This window comes from Citrobacter sp. RHB35-C17, from assembly GCF_013816795.1.
GTDB classification, from domain to species: Bacteria; Pseudomonadota; Gammaproteobacteria; order Enterobacterales; family Enterobacteriaceae; genus Citrobacter_A; species Citrobacter_A amalonaticus.
Genome location: NZ_CP057150.1, coordinates 772,679 through 793,180, shown reverse-complemented (window position 1 = coordinate 793,180; position 20,502 = coordinate 772,679). Strand labels below are relative to the sequence as shown.

General features: G+C 53.3%; 17 protein-coding genes and 1 pseudogene. 4 read left to right on the top strand and 14 right to left on the bottom strand.

The genetic code is table 11. From position 1 onward, the window contains the following. Positions 1 to 105: 105 nt before the first annotated feature. Positions 106 to 1,011, top strand: coding sequence for a carbamate kinase (locus tag HVZ37_RS03870; RefSeq protein WP_042998039.1), 906 nt, complete (start codon positions 106 to 108; stop codon positions 1,009 to 1,011). Positions 1,012 to 1,109: 98 nt separating this feature from the next. Here the strand turns inward: HVZ37_RS03870 and fbaA are convergent, their stop codons facing one another. The 10 genes and pseudogenes from fbaA to tkt all read right to left on the bottom strand — a co-directional run bounded on the left by fbaA (position 1,110) and on the right by tkt (position 12,462). Beyond that, complete coding sequence (gene fbaA, locus HVZ37_RS03865) at positions 1,110 to 2,189, bottom strand: class II fructose-bisphosphate aldolase (RefSeq protein ID WP_042998040.1); 1,080 nt, start codon at positions 2,187 to 2,189, stop codon at positions 1,110 to 1,112. Positions 2,190 to 2,279: 90 nt separating this feature from the next. Then, a complete protein-coding gene (pgk, locus tag HVZ37_RS03860) occupies positions 2,280 to 3,443 on the bottom strand; it encodes a phosphoglycerate kinase (RefSeq protein WP_042324055.1) in 1,164 nt (387 codons plus the stop codon). Positions 3,444 to 3,494: 51 nt separating this feature from the next. Then, a complete protein-coding gene (epd, locus tag HVZ37_RS03855) occupies positions 3,495 to 4,514 on the bottom strand; it encodes an erythrose-4-phosphate dehydrogenase (RefSeq protein ID WP_042998041.1) in 1,020 nt (339 codons plus the stop codon). Between the two features lie 287 nt (positions 4,515 to 4,801). Continuing rightward, the gene (locus HVZ37_RS03850) at positions 4,802 to 5,512 is read right to left on the bottom strand and encodes a nucleoside/nucleotide kinase family protein (protein WP_054176420.1); all 711 of its coding nucleotides are present in this window, start codon (positions 5,510 to 5,512) and stop codon (positions 4,802 to 4,804) included. Then, positions 5,509 to 6,018, bottom strand: coding sequence for an MltR family transcriptional regulator (locus HVZ37_RS03845; RefSeq protein ID WP_042998043.1), 510 nt, complete (start codon positions 6,016 to 6,018; stop codon positions 5,509 to 5,511). The genes HVZ37_RS03850 and HVZ37_RS03845 overlap by 4 nt, the downstream gene beginning before the upstream one ends. 15 nt (positions 6,019 to 6,033) lie before the next feature. Continuing rightward, positions 6,034 to 7,004: pseudogene (gene glpX / locus HVZ37_RS03840) on the bottom strand (class II fructose-bisphosphatase). Next, complete coding sequence (locus HVZ37_RS03835; protein ID WP_181628120.1) at positions 7,001 to 8,278, bottom strand: zinc-binding dehydrogenase; 1,278 nt, start codon at positions 8,276 to 8,278, stop codon at positions 7,001 to 7,003. The pseudogene glpX and the gene HVZ37_RS03835 overlap by 4 nt, the downstream one beginning before the upstream one ends. Before the next feature lie 23 nt (positions 8,279 to 8,301). Next, positions 8,302 to 9,681, bottom strand: a complete 1,380-nt coding sequence (locus HVZ37_RS03830) for a PTS mannitol transporter subunit IICB (protein ID WP_042998046.1) — start codon at positions 9,679 to 9,681, stop codon at positions 8,302 to 8,304. Positions 9,682 to 9,708: 27 nt separating this feature from the next. Beyond that, positions 9,709 to 10,152 (bottom strand): PTS mannitol transporter subunit IIA, encoded by a 444-nt coding sequence (cmtB, locus tag HVZ37_RS03825; RefSeq protein ID WP_042998047.1) that lies wholly within the window; start codon positions 10,150 to 10,152, stop codon positions 9,709 to 9,711. A 318-nt stretch (positions 10,153 to 10,470) separates the two neighbouring features. Beyond that, a complete protein-coding gene (tkt, locus tag HVZ37_RS03820) occupies positions 10,471 to 12,462 on the bottom strand; it encodes a transketolase (RefSeq protein ID WP_042998048.1) in 1,992 nt (663 codons plus the stop codon). A gap of 278 nt (positions 12,463 to 12,740) precedes the next feature. Here tkt and HVZ37_RS03815 point away from each other — a divergent pair, with 278 nt between their 5' ends. Next, positions 12,741 to 13,499 (top strand): M48 family metallopeptidase, encoded by a 759-nt coding sequence (locus HVZ37_RS03815; RefSeq protein ID WP_042998049.1) that lies wholly within the window; start codon positions 12,741 to 12,743, stop codon positions 13,497 to 13,499. A 204-nt stretch (positions 13,500 to 13,703) separates the two neighbouring features. Here the strand turns inward: HVZ37_RS03815 and speB are convergent, their stop codons facing one another. The 4 genes from speB to HVZ37_RS23235 form a co-directional block, all read right to left on the bottom strand. Further along, complete coding sequence (gene speB, locus HVZ37_RS03810) at positions 13,704 to 14,624, bottom strand: agmatinase (protein WP_181628119.1); 921 nt, start codon at positions 14,622 to 14,624, stop codon at positions 13,704 to 13,706. Positions 14,625 to 14,767: 143 nt separating this feature from the next. Next, a complete protein-coding gene (gene speA / locus HVZ37_RS03805) occupies positions 14,768 to 16,744 on the bottom strand; it encodes a biosynthetic arginine decarboxylase (RefSeq protein WP_042998051.1) in 1,977 nt (658 codons plus the stop codon). 8 nt (positions 16,745 to 16,752) lie between these two features. Continuing rightward, the gene (gene yqgB, locus HVZ37_RS03800; RefSeq protein WP_043001726.1) at positions 16,753 to 16,884 is read right to left on the bottom strand and encodes an acid stress response protein YqgB; all 132 of its coding nucleotides are present in this window, start codon (positions 16,882 to 16,884) and stop codon (positions 16,753 to 16,755) included. Between the two features lie 93 nt (positions 16,885 to 16,977). Then, positions 16,978 to 17,121 carry a hypothetical protein gene (locus HVZ37_RS23235; protein ID WP_269460499.1) on the bottom strand — a complete coding sequence of 48 codons (144 nt, stop codon included), beginning with the start codon at positions 17,119 to 17,121 and terminating at the stop codon, positions 16,978 to 16,980. Between the two features lie 417 nt (positions 17,122 to 17,538). On the opposite strand from HVZ37_RS23235, the gene metK reads away from it, so the two are divergent. Both metK and galP read left to right on the top strand, forming a co-directional pair. Continuing rightward, positions 17,539 to 18,693 (top strand): methionine adenosyltransferase, encoded by a 1,155-nt coding sequence (gene metK, locus HVZ37_RS03790; RefSeq protein ID WP_042998052.1) that lies wholly within the window; start codon positions 17,539 to 17,541, stop codon positions 18,691 to 18,693. Positions 18,694 to 19,060: 367 nt separating this feature from the next. After that, complete coding sequence (gene galP / locus HVZ37_RS03785) at positions 19,061 to 20,455, top strand: galactose/proton symporter (protein ID WP_042324088.1); 1,395 nt, start codon at positions 19,061 to 19,063, stop codon at positions 20,453 to 20,455. The last annotated feature ends 47 nt before the right edge of the window (positions 20,456 to 20,502 follow it).

The window sequence follows — 20,502 nt, the reverse complement described above, 5'->3', positions numbered from 1 at the left end:
ATTAACGCGTTATTTTTATCAGTCAATAAGCTGTCGAATAAGTCACATTATAAAAAAACCGGAACGTTATTTTGACCATGAGATATTTTGCACATTGAGGTCATAATGAAAAAGAAACTGGTCATTGCACTGGGTGGGAATGCATTATTACAGCGCGGAGAGATATTGAGTGCGGAAAACCAACAACGCAGCATTCAGGTTTTTGCGCAACGAGTAGCGACGCTGGCTCGCGATTATCAACTGGTGATTGTTCACGGAAACGGGCCTCAGGTCGGGTTGCTGGCGTTGCAGAACGCGGCCTACACGGAATCACCCGCCTGGCCGCTGGATATACTGGTGGCTGAAAGCCAGGGAATGATTGGCGCCGCCATCGCCCAGGCGCTGACGCAAAATACGGGGGGTTGCCCCGTGACCACGCTGATGACACGGGTAGAAGTAGACCCGCAGGATGAGGCGTTTGCCGCTCCGGGTAAGTACATAGGGCCCGTCTATCAACCGGATCAACAAGCTGAACTGGAACAACGCTATGGCTGGACGATGAAGGCGGATGGACAATACATTCGACGGGTCGTTCCCTCACCGATACCGCAAAACATCCTCGACGGCGAGGCCATCCAGATGCTGATGGAAGCAGGGCATACGGTGATTTGCTGTGGCGGTGGCGGCGTTCCGGTGGTGGCTCAGGGTAACGGATACGTGGGAACTGAAGCGGTGATCGACAAAGATCTGACAGCTGCGGTGTTGGCGAATACCATCAACGCCGATCATCTGCTGATCCTGACCGATGCCGATGCCGTCTATGAACACTGGGGTACTCCACAGGCGCGCGCGTTACGACATGTCACAACCGAAGAGTTGGCGCCGTTTGCGGCACCGGATGGCGCAATGGGACCAAAAGCGGCGGCGGTGATCCAGTTTGTTAAGCAAACCGGGCGTTCGGCGTTTATTGGCGCGCTGAAAGATGCACCGCAGATACTCACAGGCGAGAAAGGTACCTGCGTGACGCAGTAACCCCCTGCCGTTTGTCATGTCGGATGGCGAGATTCTCCGGCAACCACGCAAAAAAAAGGCTTCCCGAAGGAAGCCATTTTTACAATCAGCAGGCTACATTACAGAACGTCAATTGCGTTCAGTTCTTTGAAAGCCTGTTCCAGACGCGTGATCATGGAAGTCTGGCCAGCACGCAGCCATACGCGCGGATCGTAGTATTTCTTGTTCGGCTGATCTTCGCCTTTCGGGTTGCCCAGCTGACCCTGCAGATACGCTTCATTCGCTTTGTAGTAGTTCAGAACACCTTCCCAGGTCGCCCATTGGGTATCGGTATCGATGTTCATTTTGACTACACCGTAGCTTACGGAGTCTTTGATTTCCTGAGCGGTAGAACCGGAACCACCGTGGAAGACGAAGTTCAGGCTGTTGTGCGGCAGGTTGTGTTTCTTAGAAACATAGTCCTGAGAGTCGCGCAGGATGGTCGGGGTCAGAACCACGTTACCCGGCTTGTAAACGCCGTGTACGTTACCGAAAGAAGCCGCGATAGTGAAACGCGGGCTGATTTTGCTCAGCTCGGTGTACGCGTAATCCACGTCTTCCGGCTGGGTGTACAGGGCAGAAGCGTCCATGTGGCTGTTGTCCACACCATCTTCTTCACCACCGGTGCAACCCAGTTCGATTTCCAGGGTCATGCCCATTTTGGACATGCGCGCCAGGTATTTGGAGCAGATTTCGATATTCTCTTCCAGTGACTCTTCAGACAGGTCGATCATGTGAGAAGAGAACAGCGGTTTACCGGTCGCCGCGAAGTGTTTTTCACCTGCGTCCAGCAGACCGTCGATCCACGGCAGCAGTTTCTTCGCGCAGTGGTCAGTGTGCAGGATAACCGGAACACCGTAGTGCTCAGCCATCTGATGTACGTGGTGCGCACCAGAGATCGCGCCCAGGATTGCCGCACCCTGAGGAACGTCAGTTTTAACGCCTTTACCCGCGATGAACGCAGCGCCACCGTTGGAGAACTGTACGATAACCGGCGCTTTAACTTTTGCAGCGGTTTCCAGAACGGCGTTGATAGAGTCGGTACCGACGCAGTTAACTGCTGGCAGAGCGAAGTTGTTTTCTTTTGCTACCTGGAAAACTTTCTGTACGTCATCACCGGTGATAACGCCAGGTTTTACGAAATCAAAAATTTTAGACATGTTACGAGTCCTGTATCTTCGGCCTTGGAAAGGGGTGCGTGCCACTTAAGCGCGCTGAAAATTGGGCAGGTTTCCCTGCCCATGAGTGTCTTACTTCTTAGCGCGCTCTTCGAGCATCGCTACTGCAGGCAGAACTTTACCTTCCACGAATTCGAGGAATGCGCCGCCGCCAGTGGAGATGTAGGAGATTTTGTCAGCAATACCGAACAGGTCGATAGCCGCCAGCGTGTCACCGCCGCCTGCAATAGAGAACGCGTCGCTGTCAGCAATTGCGTTAGCTACGATTTCAGTTCCTTTACGGAAGTTCGGGAATTCAAACACGCCAACCGGGCCGTTCCACAGAATGGTTTTTGCATTCTTCAGGATTTCAGCCAGCTGCTGTGCAGAAGCGTCGCCGATATCCAGGATCTGCTCGTCTTCTTTCACGTCGTTGACGGATTTCAGCGTGGCGGCAGCGCTTTCAGAGAACTCGGTCGCGACGCGAACGTCAGTCGGAACCGGGATATCGCACGTGGTCAGCAGACGTTTGGCTTCGTCAACCAGATCGGCTTCGTACAGGGATTTGCCCACATTGTGGCCCTGAGCGGCAACGAAGGTGTTCGCGATGCCGCCGCCAACGATCAGCTGATCAGCGATTTTGGACAGGGAATCCAGAACGGTCAGTTTGGTGGAAACTTTAGAACCGCCCACGATAGCGACCATAGGACGAGCCGGCTCTTTCAGCGCTTTACCCAGCGCATCCAGTTCTGCAGCCAGCAGCGGACCGGCACATGCGACGTCAGCAAATTTGCCGATACCGTGAGTGGAAGCCTGTGCACGGTGAGCCGTACCAAATGCGTCCATCACGAACACATCACACAGCGCAGCGTATTTTTTGGACAGCGCTTCGTCGTCTTTCTTCTCGCCTTTGTTGAAGCGAACGTTTTCCAGCACCACCAGCTCACCGGCAGCGACTTCAACGCCGTCGAGGTAATCTTTTACCAGGCGAACCGGGTTAGACAGTTTGTCTTTCAGGTAATTAACAACCGGCAGCAGAGAGAATTCTTCGTTGTACTCGCCTTCGGTAGGACGACCCAGGTGGGAAGTCACCATCACTTTAGCGCCTTGTTTCAGGGCCAGTTCGATGGTCGGCAGAGAAGCACGGATACGCGCATCGCTGGTCACTTTCCCTTCTTTAACTGGTACGTTCAGATCCGCACGGATAAAAACACGTTTACCAGCAAGATCCAAATCGGTCATCTTGATTACAGACATGGTGAATCCTCTCGTTGATTCTTGATAAAGTTTTGCAGACGCCCTTGCGCCCTACCTGAAACCTTTTGCAGCCATCGCTAACGTGGTGTCGAGCATTCTGTTAGCAAAGCCCCATTCATTGTCACACCAGACCAGTGTCTTAATAAGGTGCGCGCCACTGACCCGCGTTTGTGTACCATCAACAATGGCGCTATGCGGGTCGTGATTAAAATCGACGGAGACCAACGGTAATTCCGTATAGTCAACTATATCATGAAATGCACCTTGTGCCGCTTTTTGCAGCAACTGGTTGACTTCATTGGCTTTTACGGGCTTCATCACCGTAACGCTTAAGTCGATTGCCGTGACGTTTATCGTCGGTACCCGCACCGCAATCGCTTCAAAACGATCGTTAAACTGCGGGAAAATTCGGGTGATACCTGCCGCCAGTTTGGTATCGACCGGAATGATCGACTGACTCGCCGCGCGCGTCCGACGCAGGTCAGAATGGTACGCATCAATCACCTGCTGGTCGTGCATCGCGGAGTGAATGGTCGTCACCGTACCGGACTCTATGCCATAGGCATCATCCAATAATTTGATAATGGGAATAATACAATTCGTGGTACACGAAGCATTGGAGACGATGCGGTGGTCCGCGCGCAGTTGATCCTGATTGACGCCAAATACCACTGTGGCGTCGAGATCGTTGCTGCCAGGATGTGAAAAGAGCACTTTCTTCGCGCCAGCGGCGATATGCGCCTCGCCGTGTTCGCGGTTCCCGTAGACGCCCGTACAGTCCAGCACGATATCAACGCCGAGCTCGCGCCACGGAAGCGCCTCAAGCGAAGACTCATGCAGAATGCGAATCGCGTCGTCGCCAACTATGAGCTGCTCGCGCTCCTGGCGAACGTCCCATGCAAAACGTCCATGGCTGGTGTCATATTTCAACAAATGCGCCATGCCTGAAGCATCCGCCAGTTCATTGATTGCCACCACGGTGATTTCCGCCCGACGTCCGGATTCATATAAAGCACGAACCACATTACGTCCGATGCGACCGAAGCCATTAATCGCTACGCGTACGGTCATAGATCTCCTGCAAGGCTATCCCGATTCAGATGTGGCTGACAGAGTAATCCAGCGCATCGTTCAGGGGAACCTTACCTGTCGCAAACTGCGACTGATTGATTATTTGTCGAACATTTAATCGACTGAAACGCTTCAGCTAGAATAAGCGAAACGGGGAATAAAAGGAACGATTGTCCAGACGATTAAGCCAGCTATATGACCTGCATCACATTTTACCCGCTGTAAACGGGGGTAATTATTCCAGTAAACCGTAATAATCATCACACCTTAGCTGGAATAATTTATCATCAGGCGAGACGGTATTCCCCAGTGGCGTTCATCTCCAGTAGTAGACTCGCAGGACGACTTTCGCGCAGCACTCGCTCAACATTCGGTCCGTCTGTGCGTTCGTAAAACGCCTCGGCATCGGCTGGCGATAATCCTCCAGCCAGCTTGCGCCCCACCAGTCGCGCACGCAGGGCCTCCGCTGGCGCGCGAATAAACAGGGAAAAATCGCAGAACGCCGCCAGCGCCCGCCATCTCTCGTCATCCCGCAGCAGCCAGTTCCCTTCCACAATGACAATTGGCGCGCTCACCACAATCGCGTCTTCGACCGGATCGTGCTTTTGCCGATCATATTGCGGCCAGGTCCCTTCGCCTTCTCTAATCTGTCGCAGATTCTGCGCCAGTTTTTCAACGTCAAACGTCTCTGGTGCCCCTTTGTACGCACGCAGATGGTGCGTGTCCAGCCAGTCATTGTAATGATGGAAACCATCCATCGGGAGCGTCTGGATCGCCGGCAAAGAGGGCTCCTGACGAGAAAGCCACTCCCAGAACGTGGTCAGTGTGGATTTTCCGGTCCCGGGCGGCGCACTCAGAAACACAACGGTGCGTCGTCTGGCGTTCGCGGAATGGACGTTCGCCAGGTGCTGTAATAACGGCTTATGAACGTTCTCTATCTCATCATCATGATAATGGGCTTCAACCCGCAACCCGTTGACCATCAGTCCGATTTTCACGGTGTTAATTCCTTTAAAATTGACGTTACCGCCAGCGTCATTGCCGTCTTGACCATTCCGGAAAAGCGCACCTCAGACCACGCCGCAAAGTCGGCAAATTTCATCGACTCCAGCGCGCTATATAAGGTCGTATTTCGGGTAATACTGTTGACGTTGCTGATAAAATCCCAGGTGATGTCGTCGGCAAATCCCGGGATCTCATCCCGTTCGCTGACGTACTGATAAAACTGCGAAAAATGCGTAATATCGGCATAAAGCCATTTATCCATTTTTCCCAGCGCATAAATCAGGCGCAGCGCAACGTCAATATCATCAAGCGGCCCACTCTGGGCAAGTAACGGCTTCACTGCATATTCCACAATCTCTTCATCGTTATCGACAAATAGCGACGGCAGAAAGCGCTTAATGCCCTGTAGCAAAATGGAATGTGCCGTCGTCATAAACGAAAGTAAGTTATTTTGAGCATCCAGTTGCTCCAGCACATCGTCTTCTGTCAGCGTCGTCATTTGTTTCCCGATCAATCACCATGAATGCAGAGAGTCTATTATATTACACGTTCGATCCGCGCCGCCGATCAGTAAAGTTTGCGTACGCACCCCCTTTGCAACCTGTTGGATCCCATTCACAAGATCGCCGCCGGTCACTCCGGTCGCGCTGAAGAGGACGTCATGTCCCGCTACCAGTTCATCGAGCGTATAGATCCGATTGACCTCGACGCCCATTTCCGCGCAGCGCTGGCGCTCCTGGGCGGCGATAAGACGATGCTCTTCGGTGTCGCCTTTCGCTTCACAAAAATCGATTAGCTCGGCCTGCATATCCCCCCCAACGCTTTCACCGCACAGGCGGAAATCACGCCTTCTGGTGCACCGCCAATGGTATACATCAGGTCATAAGGGTTATCCTGCAAACAGGCCAGAACACTGGCGGCCACATCACCATCAGACAGGGCAAAGACTTTCACCCCCAACTGCGTGGCTTCGGCAATCGCTGGCTGAAGCCGCGGTTTATCCAGCGTGGCCATGCGCAGTCGATCCAGCGGTTTGCCCAGCGCTTTCGCCACCTGACGCAGATTATCCGCCAGGGGCCGCGCCAGGTTAATCACCCCTTTCGCCTGCCGGTTAACAACCAGCTTTTTCATGTACATATCAGGGGCATGTAACAAGCTTCCCCGCGGCGCAAACGCCATCACCGCCAGCGCATTGCTCTGCCCCATCGCAACCATCCGGGTGCCTTCAATAGGATCGACCGCGATATCAACCTCTGGCCCGCTGCCGCTGCCAACCTCTTCGCCAATCCACAGCATCGGCGCGTGATCAATCTCGCCCTCACCAATGACGATGCGCCCGCGAATAGCGATGTCATTCAAGGCCGTGCGCATCGCACTCACTGCCAGTCCATCTATTTTGTTCTTATCGCCGCAGCCGGTTTGCGGCCAGGCAGCCAGCGCTGCCTGCTCCGTGATGCGAAACAGCGGCCATGCCAACGACTTCATGCCGCCGCCTCCCCGATATCCACGCCAAACTGCGCCAGCAGATACTTTTCTGCTTTCTCATTCCAGATTCCGTGTGTCTCCTCCACAAGACACGCCAGTTCTCTGAATAACGGATCGGTTTTGCCTTTCTCAGCGAAATCAGCAATTGCCGTCAGCGGCATCGTCACACCGTTATAGATAAGCTTCTTGCCGCCTGGAATATCCGGCAAATTCAGAACGGTATCGGGCACTGCATCGAGACCACCAATATGGGTCACCATAAACGATGGCTGAAGCTGGCCCGTCGCACTCAGTGCAATCGCCTCTTTCATGTCCTCAGTGGAACCGCCAGAGGTTCCGACTACGTGAGTGCTATTGTAATGCACGTTGTAGAAATTAAACGGCACCTTGAAACGGCTATCCGTCGGACCGGCAAAGAAGTTCAGACAGCCATCTTCTGCCAGAAGATCGTCAGCCATCTCCACGACGGCTGGCACGGCGGCATAGACAAAAACGTCATCGAACCCGGCGCCGCCCGTTAATTCGCGCAGTTGCGTCGCGGGGTCGGCCATACCGGACGAATTCACATAGGTGAGTGCGATTCCCTTGCGTGCGGCCAGTTCGACCGGCAGGAGTTTTTTAGCCTGCTCCAGACGCGTTTCATCAATATCCACCACCACCACGCGTGCCGGTTGGATCCCGCCGTTAATAGCATAATCAATCGCACCGATCCCCATTGGCCCGGCGCAGGCTAAAAGCGCAATATTGCCGCCGGGCTTAATCCCCATTCGGTGCTTATACACATAAGGCGTCGTATGATAATTCGCCTTATAGGCACCGATGATGCAACACATCGGTTCCGCCAGCGAGGCAGCCGCAAAATAAGAACCGTGGTATGGCAATACGCAACCCAGATTTATCGCAATTTCAGGGATAATCATATACGTGGCATTACCACCGAAATATTCGTAGCTGTATCCTGCGGAATAACCGCTGGGCAATCCCATTGCGGGTTGTAAAACAAAACGTTGCCCTTTTTTATATTTCCCGGTTAGGTTTTTACCTACTTCAACAATGATCCCGGCACATTCGTGACCGGTAATCACCGGATGATTTTCCAGATCATCAGGAACACGTTTATGTTCACTGGCTAATGTCGCAGCCTTCCAGGTGGATAAGCATACGCTGTCGGAAATCACACTGACTAACAGTTCATTATCCGTAATTTCAGGTAATTCAAACTCACGGATACGCACATCCTGTTTGCCATATATTGCAGCCACTTTCGTTTTCATATTAACTCCAGGAACCAGAAATGCTAATTCGACGTTAAGTGATTAAATAAATCGTCAAGCAGCGGGTCGCCAATATAATTTTTAATCAACACCAGAGGCTTATGACTGACTCGTTTAACGCGGCCCTCAAGACTGGCGTGCGTCACGATAATATCGGCATCGTCAGGGACATTTTCGATGGCGTAATGTTTGACATCGATAGACAACCCGGCTTTTTCCAGGCGCTTACGAAACGTCGTTGCCCCCATCGCACTGGACCCCATTCCCGCATCACACACAAAGGCGATACGTTTGACATGGCGATATGAAAAACTGCCTTCCTGCTTCATGGCTTTGACAGCTTTGGCGGAATCACTGAACGTCTCTTCACTCTCGGCCAGACCATTTCTTTCCATTTTCAGGATCAATGAGGTGATGATAAAAGTCACTACGGTTCCCGCCGTGACGCCCGCAATCGTGGCAAGGAAAGAGCCTTTTGGCGTCAATGCCAGGTAAGCGAAAATCGACCCTGGGCTCGGACCCGCAACCAGGCCACCGCCTAACAGGTTAAACACCCATGTTCCGCTCATTCCCCCGGCAATCATGCCCACCAGGGTCAGTGGCTTCATCAGCACGTACGGGAAGTAGAGTTCGTGAATGCCGCCCAGAAAATGGATAATCATGGCGCCGGGTGCAGATTTCTTCGCCATCCCTTTACCAAAGAAGGTAAACGCCAGCAGTAAACCTAAACCGGGGCCAGGGTTTGAGGCCACCATGAAAAAGATGGATTTTCCTGTCTCCGAGGCTTGCTGCATTCCCAGCGGATAATAGACCCCCTGATCGATGGCATTATTCAGAAAGAGGATTTTCGCAGGTTCATTAATTAATGAAAGTAGCGGTAGATAACCTGCATGTACCAGTGATTCAATACACTCTTTCACAAAGTTATTGGCAATGAGGACCGCCGGGCCAATGACTTCAAACCCCAGCAGGCACAACATCATTCCGGCAATGCCTAATGAGAAGTTATTAATCACCATCTCAAAGCCTGCGGGAATACGCTGGTCCAGCAGTCGGTCAATGTATTTAATCACCAGACCACCCAGTGGCCCCATAATCATGGAACCGAGGAACATCGGGATATCTGCGCCAATAATCACGCCGATGGTACCGATCCCCCCCATCACCGCCCCGCGCTTCCCACCCACCAGATGTCCACCGGTGGAGCCAATCATAACGGGTAATAAATAGGTAATCATCGGACCGACTATTTTGGCGAAATGCTCATTGGGCATCCACCCTGTCGGAATAAATAATGCAGTAATAAAACCCCAGGCAATAAAAGCACCGATATTAGGGATGACCATTGCAGTCAAAAATCCCCCAAAAGCCTGGACCTTTGCACGAGCAGACTTGTGTTCCATGATAATATCCTGTCGAGGAGAAAATGATTATGCGCGGGCGATAATATCCGCCAGCTGTTTTTCTGATTTAGCAGCAAATAATGCTGCGAGGTTTTCCTCTTCACATAATAGTTCGCTTAAAGCCTGGATAGCGCCGATATGTGAATCGGCATTTGCCGCTGATAACCCAATAAGTAATTTTACGGGTTCGTCATCGTCGGCAAATTGTACTTCCTGTTTAAGTAGCGTTAATGACATGCCTGTTTTTAGCGCGCCGCATTCCGGACGAGCATGAGGCATCGCCACACCGGGAGCCAGAATATAATAAGGACCATTGTTGATCGTCGAATCTTTTATAGCCTGGATATAATTGGCATTCACATAATGATTTGCCAGCAACGATGCCATGGAAAAATCAATAGCTTCCTGCCAGTTCTTTGCCACCGCTTTTATTGAAATAGAAGCTTCAGGAAAATAGTCAATCAACCGCATAAATTGTCCTTATTTTATTTTTAGGGTACAGCGTCTCGCTAAAAACAAAATACGCGTGCGGCAAAATGAAAGCAATCGAGGGTAAAACAGAGACAGGGAAAAGGGGGAATAATTTAAATCATTAAAAAACAATCAATTACAAATAAAAACAAAAATAGCAAGAGCAATTATGTGACTCACATTGCAATTTTGGTAATACACAAAATGTCAGTTTTGTGAAGCGGATCGACAATAACCCCTTGCCTGAGTGAAAACAAATACCGTTCCAGATGATAACGGGCCGCCGAAGCGACCCGTTAGAGACTGTTGTAATGATGATTACAGCAGTGCTTTTGCTTTCGCGACAACGTTGTCGACGGTGAAACCGAACTCTTCGAACAGCAGCTCTGCCGGAGCAGATTCACCGAAGGTGGTCATCCCGACGATCGCGCCGTTCAGACCCACGTACTTGAACCAGTAGTCAGCGATACCGGCTTCCACTGCCACGCGAGCGGTAACCGCTTTCGGCAGTACGGATTCACGGTAAGCCGCATCCTGCTTGTCGAACGCGTCAGTAGACGGCATGGAGACCACGCGCGCTTTCACGCCTTCTGCGGTCAGTTTGTCCCATGCGGCAACCGCCAGCTCAACTTCAGAACCGGTCGCGATGAAGATAAGCTCAGGCTGGCCTGCACAATCTTTCAATACGTAGCCACCGCGCGCGATGTTCGCCAGTTGCTCTTCAGTACGTTCCTGCTGTGCCAGGTTCTGACGGGAAAGGATCAGCGCGGTCGGGCCGTCCTGACGCTCAACGCCGTACTTCCACGCCACGGCGGATTCAACCTGGTCACACGGACGCCAGGTGCTCATGTTCGGCGTGACGCGCAGAGAAGCCACCTGCTCTACCGGCTGGTGAGTCGGGCCATCTTCGCCCAGACCGATGGAGTCGTGGGTGTAAACCATCACCTGACGCTGTTTCATCAGCGCAGCCATGCGTACCGCGTTACGGGCATATTCCACGAACATCAGGAAGGTGGAGGTGTACGGCAGGAAACCACCGTGCAGGGAGATACCGTTGGCAATCGCGGTCATACCGAATTCGCGTACGCCGTAATGGATATAGTTACCGGCAGCATCTTCGTTGATCGCTTTAGAACCCGACCACAGCGTCAGGTTAGACGGCGCCAGGTCAGCAGAGCCGCCGAGGAATTCTGGCAGCAACGGACCAAACGCTTCGATCGCATTCTGAGACGCTTTACGGCTGGCGATTTTCGCCGGATTAGCCTGCAGCTTAGCAATAAACTCGTTCGCTTTTGCGTCGAAATCAGACGGCATTTCACCTTTCATACGACGGGTGAACTCAGCAGCTTCCTGCGGGAAGGCTTTCGCGTAGGCGGCAAATTTCTCGTTCCAGGCAGACTCTTTCGCCTGACCGGCTTCTTTCGCATCCCACTGAGCGTAGATTTCAGACGGGATTTCGAACGGCGCGTATTTCCAGCCCAACTGTTCGCGGGTCAGTGCGATTTCTGCGTCGCCCAGCGGCGCGCCGTGGGAGTCGTGGGTACCCGCTTTGTTCGGGGAACCGAAACCGATGATGGTTTTGCACATCAGCAGGGACGGTTTGTCGGTCACCGCACGCGCTTCTTCTACTGCGCGTTTGATGGCGTCAGCGTCGTGACCATCAACACCTCGTACGACGTGCCAGCCGTACGCTTCGAAACGTTTAGCGGTATCGTCAGTGAACCAACCTTCAACGTGACCGTCGATAGAGATACCGTTGTCATCGTAGAACGCGACCAGTTTGCCCAGCTTCAGCGTACCGGCCAGAGAGCATACCTCGTGAGAGATACCTTCCATCATGCAGCCGTCGCCCATGAACGCATAGGTGTAGTGGTCAACGATGTCATGGCCCGGACGGTTAAACTGTGCAGCCAGTGTTTTTTCAGCGATAGCCATACCGACCGCGTTCGCAATACCCTGACCCAGCGGACCGGTAGTGGTTTCCACACCGGCGGTGTAACCCACTTCCGGGTGGCCCGGAGTTTTGGAATGCAGCTGACGGAAGTTCTGCAGCTCAGACATCGGCAGATCGTAACCGGTGAGGTGCAGCAGGCTGTAAATCAACATGGAGCCGTGGCCGTTAGACAGTACGAAACGGTCACGATCGGCCCAGGACGGGTTGCTCGGGTTGTGGTTCAGGAAATCACGCCACAGGACTTCGGCAATGTCAGCCATACCCATCGGGGCACCCGGATGACCGGATTTGGCTTTCTGTACTGCGTCCATGCTCAGCGCACGAATAGCATTGGCAAGCTCTTTACGTGAGGACATTTTGACTCCAGATCGGATGATGAAGGCCATACCCGCAACGACTTGACGACAGCGCGTTTTGGGCTACGCCGGAAAAAAGTGCCAACAATGTAACCCAAGCCGCGTGTCATGTACATGGAGCATCCTTTTGCCGCTTCAGAAATCTCCGGATCACACTCGCATGTTGCGCAATCTGCTCGCCCGCTTGTTGTTCTTTTCTTTATACTTAGCGAGAGCGCGGATTCATCTGTAAATCGCGCACTTTTAGAACAATCCTCATTTCGTGTGGAAGAAAAAACATGAAGATTCGCGCGTTACTGCTTGCTATGGGCATGGCGACGGTGTTGACCGGCTGCCAGAATATGAATTCCAATGGACTGCTCTCCTCAGGGGCCGAGGCTTTTCAGGCCTACAGTCTGAGCGACACGCAGGTTATCGCGTTAAGCAACCAGGCCTGTACGGAAATGGATGGTAAAGCGACTATCGCGCCAGCCGGCAGCGAGTACGCGAAGCGCCTGAACAAAATCGCCACGGCGCTCGGCGATAACATCAACGGACAAGCGGTCAACTACAAGGTCTACATGGCGAAAGACGTGAATGCCTTCGCGATGGCGAACGGCTGTATTCGTGTCTATAGCGGCCTGATGGACATGATGACGGACAACGAAGTCGAAGCTGTGATTGGCCATGAAATGGGTCACGTTGCGCTCGGCCACGTGAAGAAAGGTATGCAGGTGGCGCTGGGCACTAACGCCGTTCGTGCAGCCGCAGCCTCAGCGGGTGGGATCGTCGGCAGCCTGTCGCAATCACAGCTCGGCGATCTGGGGGAAAAACTGGTGAACTCGCAGTTCTCCCAGCGTCAGGAAGCGGAAGCGGACGACTACTCGTACGATTTGTTGCGCAAACGCGGTATCAGCCCGGCGGGTCTTGCCACCAGCTTCGAAAAACTGGCGAAACTGGAAGAAGGTCGTCAAAGCTCAATGTTTGACGATCACCCGGCCTCCGCAGAACGTGCGCAACATATTCGCGATCGTATGAAAGCAGACGGGATTAAGTAACATTCAAGCGTGCCGGATGATGGCGTAAGCGCCTTATCCGGCCTACAGAACTACAGAACTACAAATTTAGTCCGGTGATCGGGCGTTTTTGGCGAAGCCAGTTTGAGCCTGGACAGCGCACAGCCACCGGAGCGTACACGGAGTACGTGAGGATGGCGAGCACTGCCCGGGTTCAAAATGGCGAGTAAAATAGCCCGAAACCCGTTACTCGCCTTTCTTCGCTGCCTGAATGTACAGCATCTCCAGCGCCAGCGTTGCCGCCGCCAGGGCGGTGATTTCTGACTGATCGTAAGCCGGCGCCACTTCCACCACGTCCATCCCTATGATGTTCAGATCTTTCAGGCCGCGCACCAGCTTGATGGCGCGATCGGAAGTCAGACCGCCAATCACTGGCGTACCGGTCCCCGGCGCGAATGCCGGATCCAGGCAGTCGATATCAAAGGTCAGATAGACCGGCATGTCGCCGACAATCTGTTTCACCTGAGCGATGATGTCATCAACGCCGCGATCGTTCACCTGACAGGCGTCCAGCACGGTAAAGCCGTTGTCTTTGTCGAATTCCGTACGAATGCCGATCTGCACGGAGTGATTCGGATCGATCAACCCTTCGTTCGGCGCAGTGTAGAACATGGTGCCATGGTCGAACTCACAGCCATTCGCGTAGGTGTCGGTGTGGGCATCGAAATGGACCAGCGCCATTTTGCCAAAGTGTTTCGCGTGCGCGCGCAGCAGCGGCAGCGTCACAAAGTGGTCGCCGCCAAAAGAGAGCATACGCTTACCGGCAGCCAGCAGTTTCTCTGCATGCGCCTGCAGTTTTTCACTCATTTCACGCGCATCGCCAAAGGCATAAACCAGATCGCCGCAGTCCACCACGTTCAGGCGCTCACGCATATCGAAATTCCACGGGAAGCGGTTGTGTTCCCACGCCAGATTCGTTGACACCTGACGGATCGCCGCCGGGCCGTGACGCCCACCCGCGCGACCGGACGTCGCCATGTCAAACGGCACGCCAGTGATCACCCAGTCGGCATCGCTGTCATACGGCTGGAAATTCAGCGGCAGACGCAGGAAGCCAAAGGCGTTAGAAACCAGGGAGTTATCGTACTGATGACCTAAGGTGCTCATGGCAAAAACCTCATATTCGTCAATATAAAAAAACCCTCCCGCGTCGTTAGGCCCGACGAGAAAGGGTTTGATTCGTAAACACAGTAATTGAGTAAATTATCGCTGCTTAATTGCCCAGGTTCAAGTCGCCCGGGCATCAGCCATTATTCATCTTCAAGATACGTATAGCCGTACAGACCCGCTTCGAACTCTTCGAGGAACTGCTGCTGCAGCGCATCGTCCAGGCCGGTTTGTTTCACCTGATCGCGGAAGTGTGTCAGCAGCGTTTTCGGATCCAACTGCACATATTGCAGCATGTCCGCCACGGTATCCCCTTCATCCGACAGCTCAACTTCTACACTACCGTCCGGGAAGACAAACACGTCCACCGCTTCGGTATCGCCAAACAGGTTGTGCATGTTGCCGAGGATCTCCTGATATGCGCCGACCATAAAGAAACCGAGCATCGGCGGGTTATCCGGATCGTACTCTGGCATCGGCATGGTGGTCGCAATGCCATCGCCGTCGATGTAGTGATCGATAGCGCCGTCGGAATCACAAGTGATGTCCAACAGAACCGCACGACGTTCAGGTACCTGATCCAGTCCTTCCAGCGGCAGGACCGGGAACAGCTGATCGATCCCCCACGCATCCGGCATTGACTGGAACAGCGAGAAGTTGACGTACATTTTGTCCGCCATACGCTCTTGCAGTTCATCAATGATCGGACGATGCGCGCGGTTTTGCGGATCCAGCTGTTTCTGCACTTCGTGACACATGCTCAGATAAAGCTGTTCCGCCCACGCACGTTCCTGCAGGCTGAAAGTGCCGGAGGAGTATCCGATGTGGATATCGTGCAAATCCATCTGGCTGTCGTGCAGCCATTCGCGCAGCGAGCGACGGGTGCCCGGCTCGTGCATCTCCTGCCAGGTTTCCCACATGCTTTGCAGCGCGCGCGGCGCGTCGTCAGCCGGAGCAACAGGCACGGTATATTCGTTACGCTCAACGCCGATGATGTTGGACACCAGCACCGTGTGGTGCGCGGTCACCGCACGACCGGACTCGGTGATCACCGTCGGATGCGGCAGGCCATTTTCTTCACAGGCATCGCCAATCGCCCAGATAATGTTGTTGGCGTATTCGTTCAGGCCGTAGTTCACCGAGCAGTCAGACTGCGAGCGGGTTCCTTCGTAGTCAACACCCAAGCCGCCGCCCACATCGAAGCACTGAATGTTGACGCCGAGCTTATGCAGCTCAACATAGAAACGGGCAGACTCACGCACACCGGTGGCGATATCACGGATATTCGCCATCTGCGAACCAAGGTGGAAATGCAGCAGTTGCAAACTATCGAGACGCCCGGCTTCACGCAGCGTTTCCACCAGTTGCAGAACCTGCGTTGCCGCCAGGCCAAATTTGGATTTTTCGCCGCCGGAGGACTGCCATTTGCCAGACCCCTGCGAAGCCAGACGCGCACGCACGCCCAAACGCGGAATGACGTTCAGACGTTCGGCTTCATCCAGCACAATGGCGATTTCCGACATCTTCTCGATGACCAGATAGACTTTATGGCCCATCTTCTCGCCAATCAGCGCCAGGCGAATGTACTCACGGTCTTTATAGCCGTTACACACAATTACCGAACGGGTCATCCCGGCATGCGCCAGGACCGCCATCAGTTCCGCTTTGGAACCGGCTTCCAGACCCAGCGGTTCGCCAGAATGGATTAAGGATTCGATGACGCGACGATGCTGGTTAACCTTGATGGGGTAAACCAGGAAATAGTCACCGTTATAGCCGTACGACTCACGCGCGCGTTTGAACGCCGCGTTAATCGAACGCAGGCGGTGTTGCAGGATCTGCGGGAAGCAAAACAGCGCCGGCAGGCGTTGCCCTTGCGCTTCACGTGCTTTCACCAGCTTAGCGAGATCGACGCGCGCTTCGGGGACGTCAGGGTCCGGGCACACGCTAATGTGACCCAACTCATTGACGTCATAGTAGTTATTGCCCCACCAGGCAATATTGTAAGTACGCAGCATCTTGCTGGCTTCCTGGGAGCTCATTGCAACCTCCTGCATGGAGCGTAGTACACCCTGTTCGCCTGCTGACGAAGGCGAACCCAAAGACATGTCGTCAGACATAGCGAACCTCAAATTTTATTAACAAGTGTAAAACAGTTGACTACTATCGCAATCCGAAGAGGCGATAACAACCCATAAACAGTCGGATTTTCCAGCAGAAAGTGCTGGTACTCCGCCTGCGCGACCGGTTTCTTTTTCATATCATTGTAAAACACGTAACCGAACTTACGTATGACGGTTCGGCGAAACCACGAGAAAACTCTTGTTTCCACAAGAGCGCCCTTGTTCAGTCCTTAGTGCCAGTTACCGGCTCTGGAGTCCTGAGAAGCGCCGAGATGGGTATAACATCGGCAGGTATGCAAAGCAGAGATGCAAATTGTGGAGGACATACGCACACCAGAACGGTGCGACAGATTCAGCAAAATACAACGGTTCATTATCTCTTATCACCTCCATGGTCGCTCCATCAGGAACGCACCCACAAGCCAAAGCTAACGTTTTAACCCGGCTGGAAGTGGCGACACGAAGAAAACGTCGTGTGCTTTTTGTATGAGCCGCGCGCCGCGTTTTATACCGACAACAGAATGAAAAAGCAAAACATAAATGCGCAGATTGTCAGCAGTGTTTGTAAAAATTTCCCCTCATGTTTTCAACATAGTGAGAGCTGATTCAAAAAACAGTGGAAATCGGGTGAAGAAGTGACCTAAAATAGCCATCCAGATGTTAATCCATCCATACTGATTAACACTCAGACTGCCAGTGTCACTAACCTGCAGGCCTTGGTAGAATCTTCTGCTTTGGCTTTTCCGCACAACAGTTTGAGCTAACCAAATTCTCCTTAGGTGAAATAAAACATGGCAAAACACCTTTTTACGTCCGAGTCCGTATCAGAAGGGCATCCTGACAAAATCGCAGACCAAATCTCTGATGCCGTGCTCGATGCTATCCTGGAACAGGATCCGAAAGCGCGCGTCGCGTGTGAGACCTACGTGAAAACCGGCATGGTTTTAGTTGGCGGTGAAATCACCACCAGCGCATGGGTCGATATCGAAGAGATCACACGTAATACCGTGCGCGAGATTGGCTATGTGCATTCCGACATGGGCTTTGATGCCAACTCGTGTGCTGTCCTGAGCGCCATTGGTAAACAGTCTCCGGATATCAACCAGGGCGTTGACCGTGCCGATCCGCTGGAACAGGGTGCTGGCGACCAGGGCCTGATGTTTGGCTATGCCACCAACGAAACCGACGTGCTGATGCCTGCGCCGATCACCTACGCGCACCGTCTGGTGCAGCGTCAGGCTGAAGTGCGTAAAAATGGTACCCTGCCGTGGCTGCGCCCGGATGCGAAAAGCCAGGTGACCTTCCAGTACGACGACGGCAAAATTGTCGGCATCGACGCCGTTGTGCTCTCCACCCAGCATGCGGAAGAGATCGATCAGACGACGCTGAAAGAAGCGGTGATGGAAGAGATCATCAAGCCGGTTCTGCCGACCGAATGGCTGAACTCTGCCACCAAATTCTTCATCAACCCGACCGGCCGTTTTGTTATCGGCGGCCCAATGGGTGACTGCGGTCTGACCGGTCGTAAGATCATCGTTGATACCTACGGCGGCATGGCGCGTCACGGTGGCGGCGCATTCTCCGGTAAAGATCCATCGAAAGTGGACCGTTCTGCAGCTTACGCAGGACGTTATGTCGCGAAAAACATCGTTGCCGCAGGCCTGGCTGACCGTTGTGAAATTCAGGTTTCCTACGCGATCGGCGTGGCTGAACCGACTTCCATCATGGTGGAAACCTTCGGTACCGAGAAAGTGTCTGCTGAGCAGTTGACGCTGCTGGTTCGCGAGTTCTTCGATCTGCGTCCGTACGGTCTGATTCAGATGCTGGATCTGCTGCACCCGATCTACAAAGAGACCGCTGCGTACGGTCACTTTGGTCGCGAACATTTCCCGTGGGAAAAAACCGACAAAGCCGCTCTGCTGCGCGACGCTGCCGGTCTGAAGTAAGCGACCGACATCCATGACGTAAGGCCAGCCTCGCGCTGGCCTTTTTTCTTTACGCCCCGCCAGAAATTCCTCCGCACGCCATTAATTGAAACCGCTTACACCATGGGGTGAAAGTACTCGTTTCAGAATAATCACTTTGCATGTTCTGGCTTTCTCTGCTGTTACATTTTATTTCAGCTAAGTCTTAAATCTGAGCAAACGTGATACACCTCAGTTTAATTAATCTATAATTTTCAACTTATTAATGTAAATGACGATAAACGGGCAGTGTAACCGATTACACTTACGTGATAACAATCACATATTTTTGCGGTGTACTCACCTACCCTAATTATCAACAAAACTGATAACCCAAACGGAGGGCATAATGCCTGACAATAAAAAACAGGGGCGTTCCAATAAGGCGATGACATTTTTTGTCTGCTTCCTTGCAGCCCTGGCAGGATTACTTTTTGGCCTGGATATCGGCGTTATTGCTGGCGCATTACCGTTTATCACCGATGAATTCCAGATCTCCGCACACACTCAGGAGTGGGTCGTCAGCTCCATGATGTTCGGTGCAGCAGTCGGTGCGGTCGGCAGCGGCTGGCTCTCTTTCAAACTCGGGCGCAAGAAAAGCCTGATGATCGGCGCGATCCTGTTTGTCGCCGGTTCGCTGTTCTCCGCGGCAGCGCCGAACGTTGAAGTGCTGATCCTTTCCCGCGTCCTGCTGGGTCTGGCCGTCGGCGTGGCCTCGTACACCGCCCCTCTGTACCTGTCTGAGATCGCCCCGGAAAAAATTCGCGGCAGCATGATCTCTATGTACCAGTTGATGATCACCATCGGGATCCTCGGCGCCTATCTGTCGGATACCGCCTTCAGCTACAGCGGCGCATGGCGCTGGATGCTGGGCGTGATTATCATCCCGGCGATTCTGTTGCTGATCGGCGTCTTCTTCCTGCCGGACAGCCCGCGCTGGTTTGCAGCAAAACGGCGCTTTGTCGATGCTGAACGCGTATTGCTACGCCTGCGTGATACCAGCGCAGAAGCCAAACGCGAGCTGGATGAAATCCGCGAAAGCCTACAGGTGAAACAGAGCGGTTGGGCGTTGTTCAAAGAGAACAGCAACTTCCGTCGCGCAGTGTTCCTCGGCGTGCTGTTGCAGGTGATGCAGCAGTTCACCGGGATGAACGTTATCATGTACTACGCGCCAAAAATCTTTGAAATGGCGGGTTACACCAACACCTCAGAGCAGATGTGGGGCACCGTGATTGTCGGTCTGACCAACGTGCTGGCCACCTTTATCGCTATCGGTCTGGTTGACCGCTGGGGTCGTAAACCGACACTGACGCTGGGATTCCTGGTGATGGCGGCCGGAATGGGGATCCTCGGAACGATGATGCATGTTGGCATCCACTCCCCGTCCGCGCAGTACTTCGCTATCGCGATGCTGCTGATGTTCATCATTGGTTTTGCGATGAGCGCCGGTCCGCTGATTTGGGTGCTGTGTTCTGAAATCCAGCCGCTGAAGGGCCGTGATTTTGGTATCACCTGCTCGACGGCAACCAACTGGATTGCCAACATGATCGTCGGCGCGACGTTCCTGACCATGCTGCAAAACCTCGGTAATGCGAATACCTTCTGGGTTTACGCTGGTCTGAATGTGCTGTTTATCCTGCTGACGCTGTGGCTGGTGCCGGAAACCAAACACGTCTCGCTGGAGCACATTGAACGTAACCTGATGAAAGGTCGTAAACTGCGCGAAATCGGCGCACACGATTAATCTGCCCTTTGCGTCCTCCCCCACGGGAGGACGCCTTCCTCTTGCAG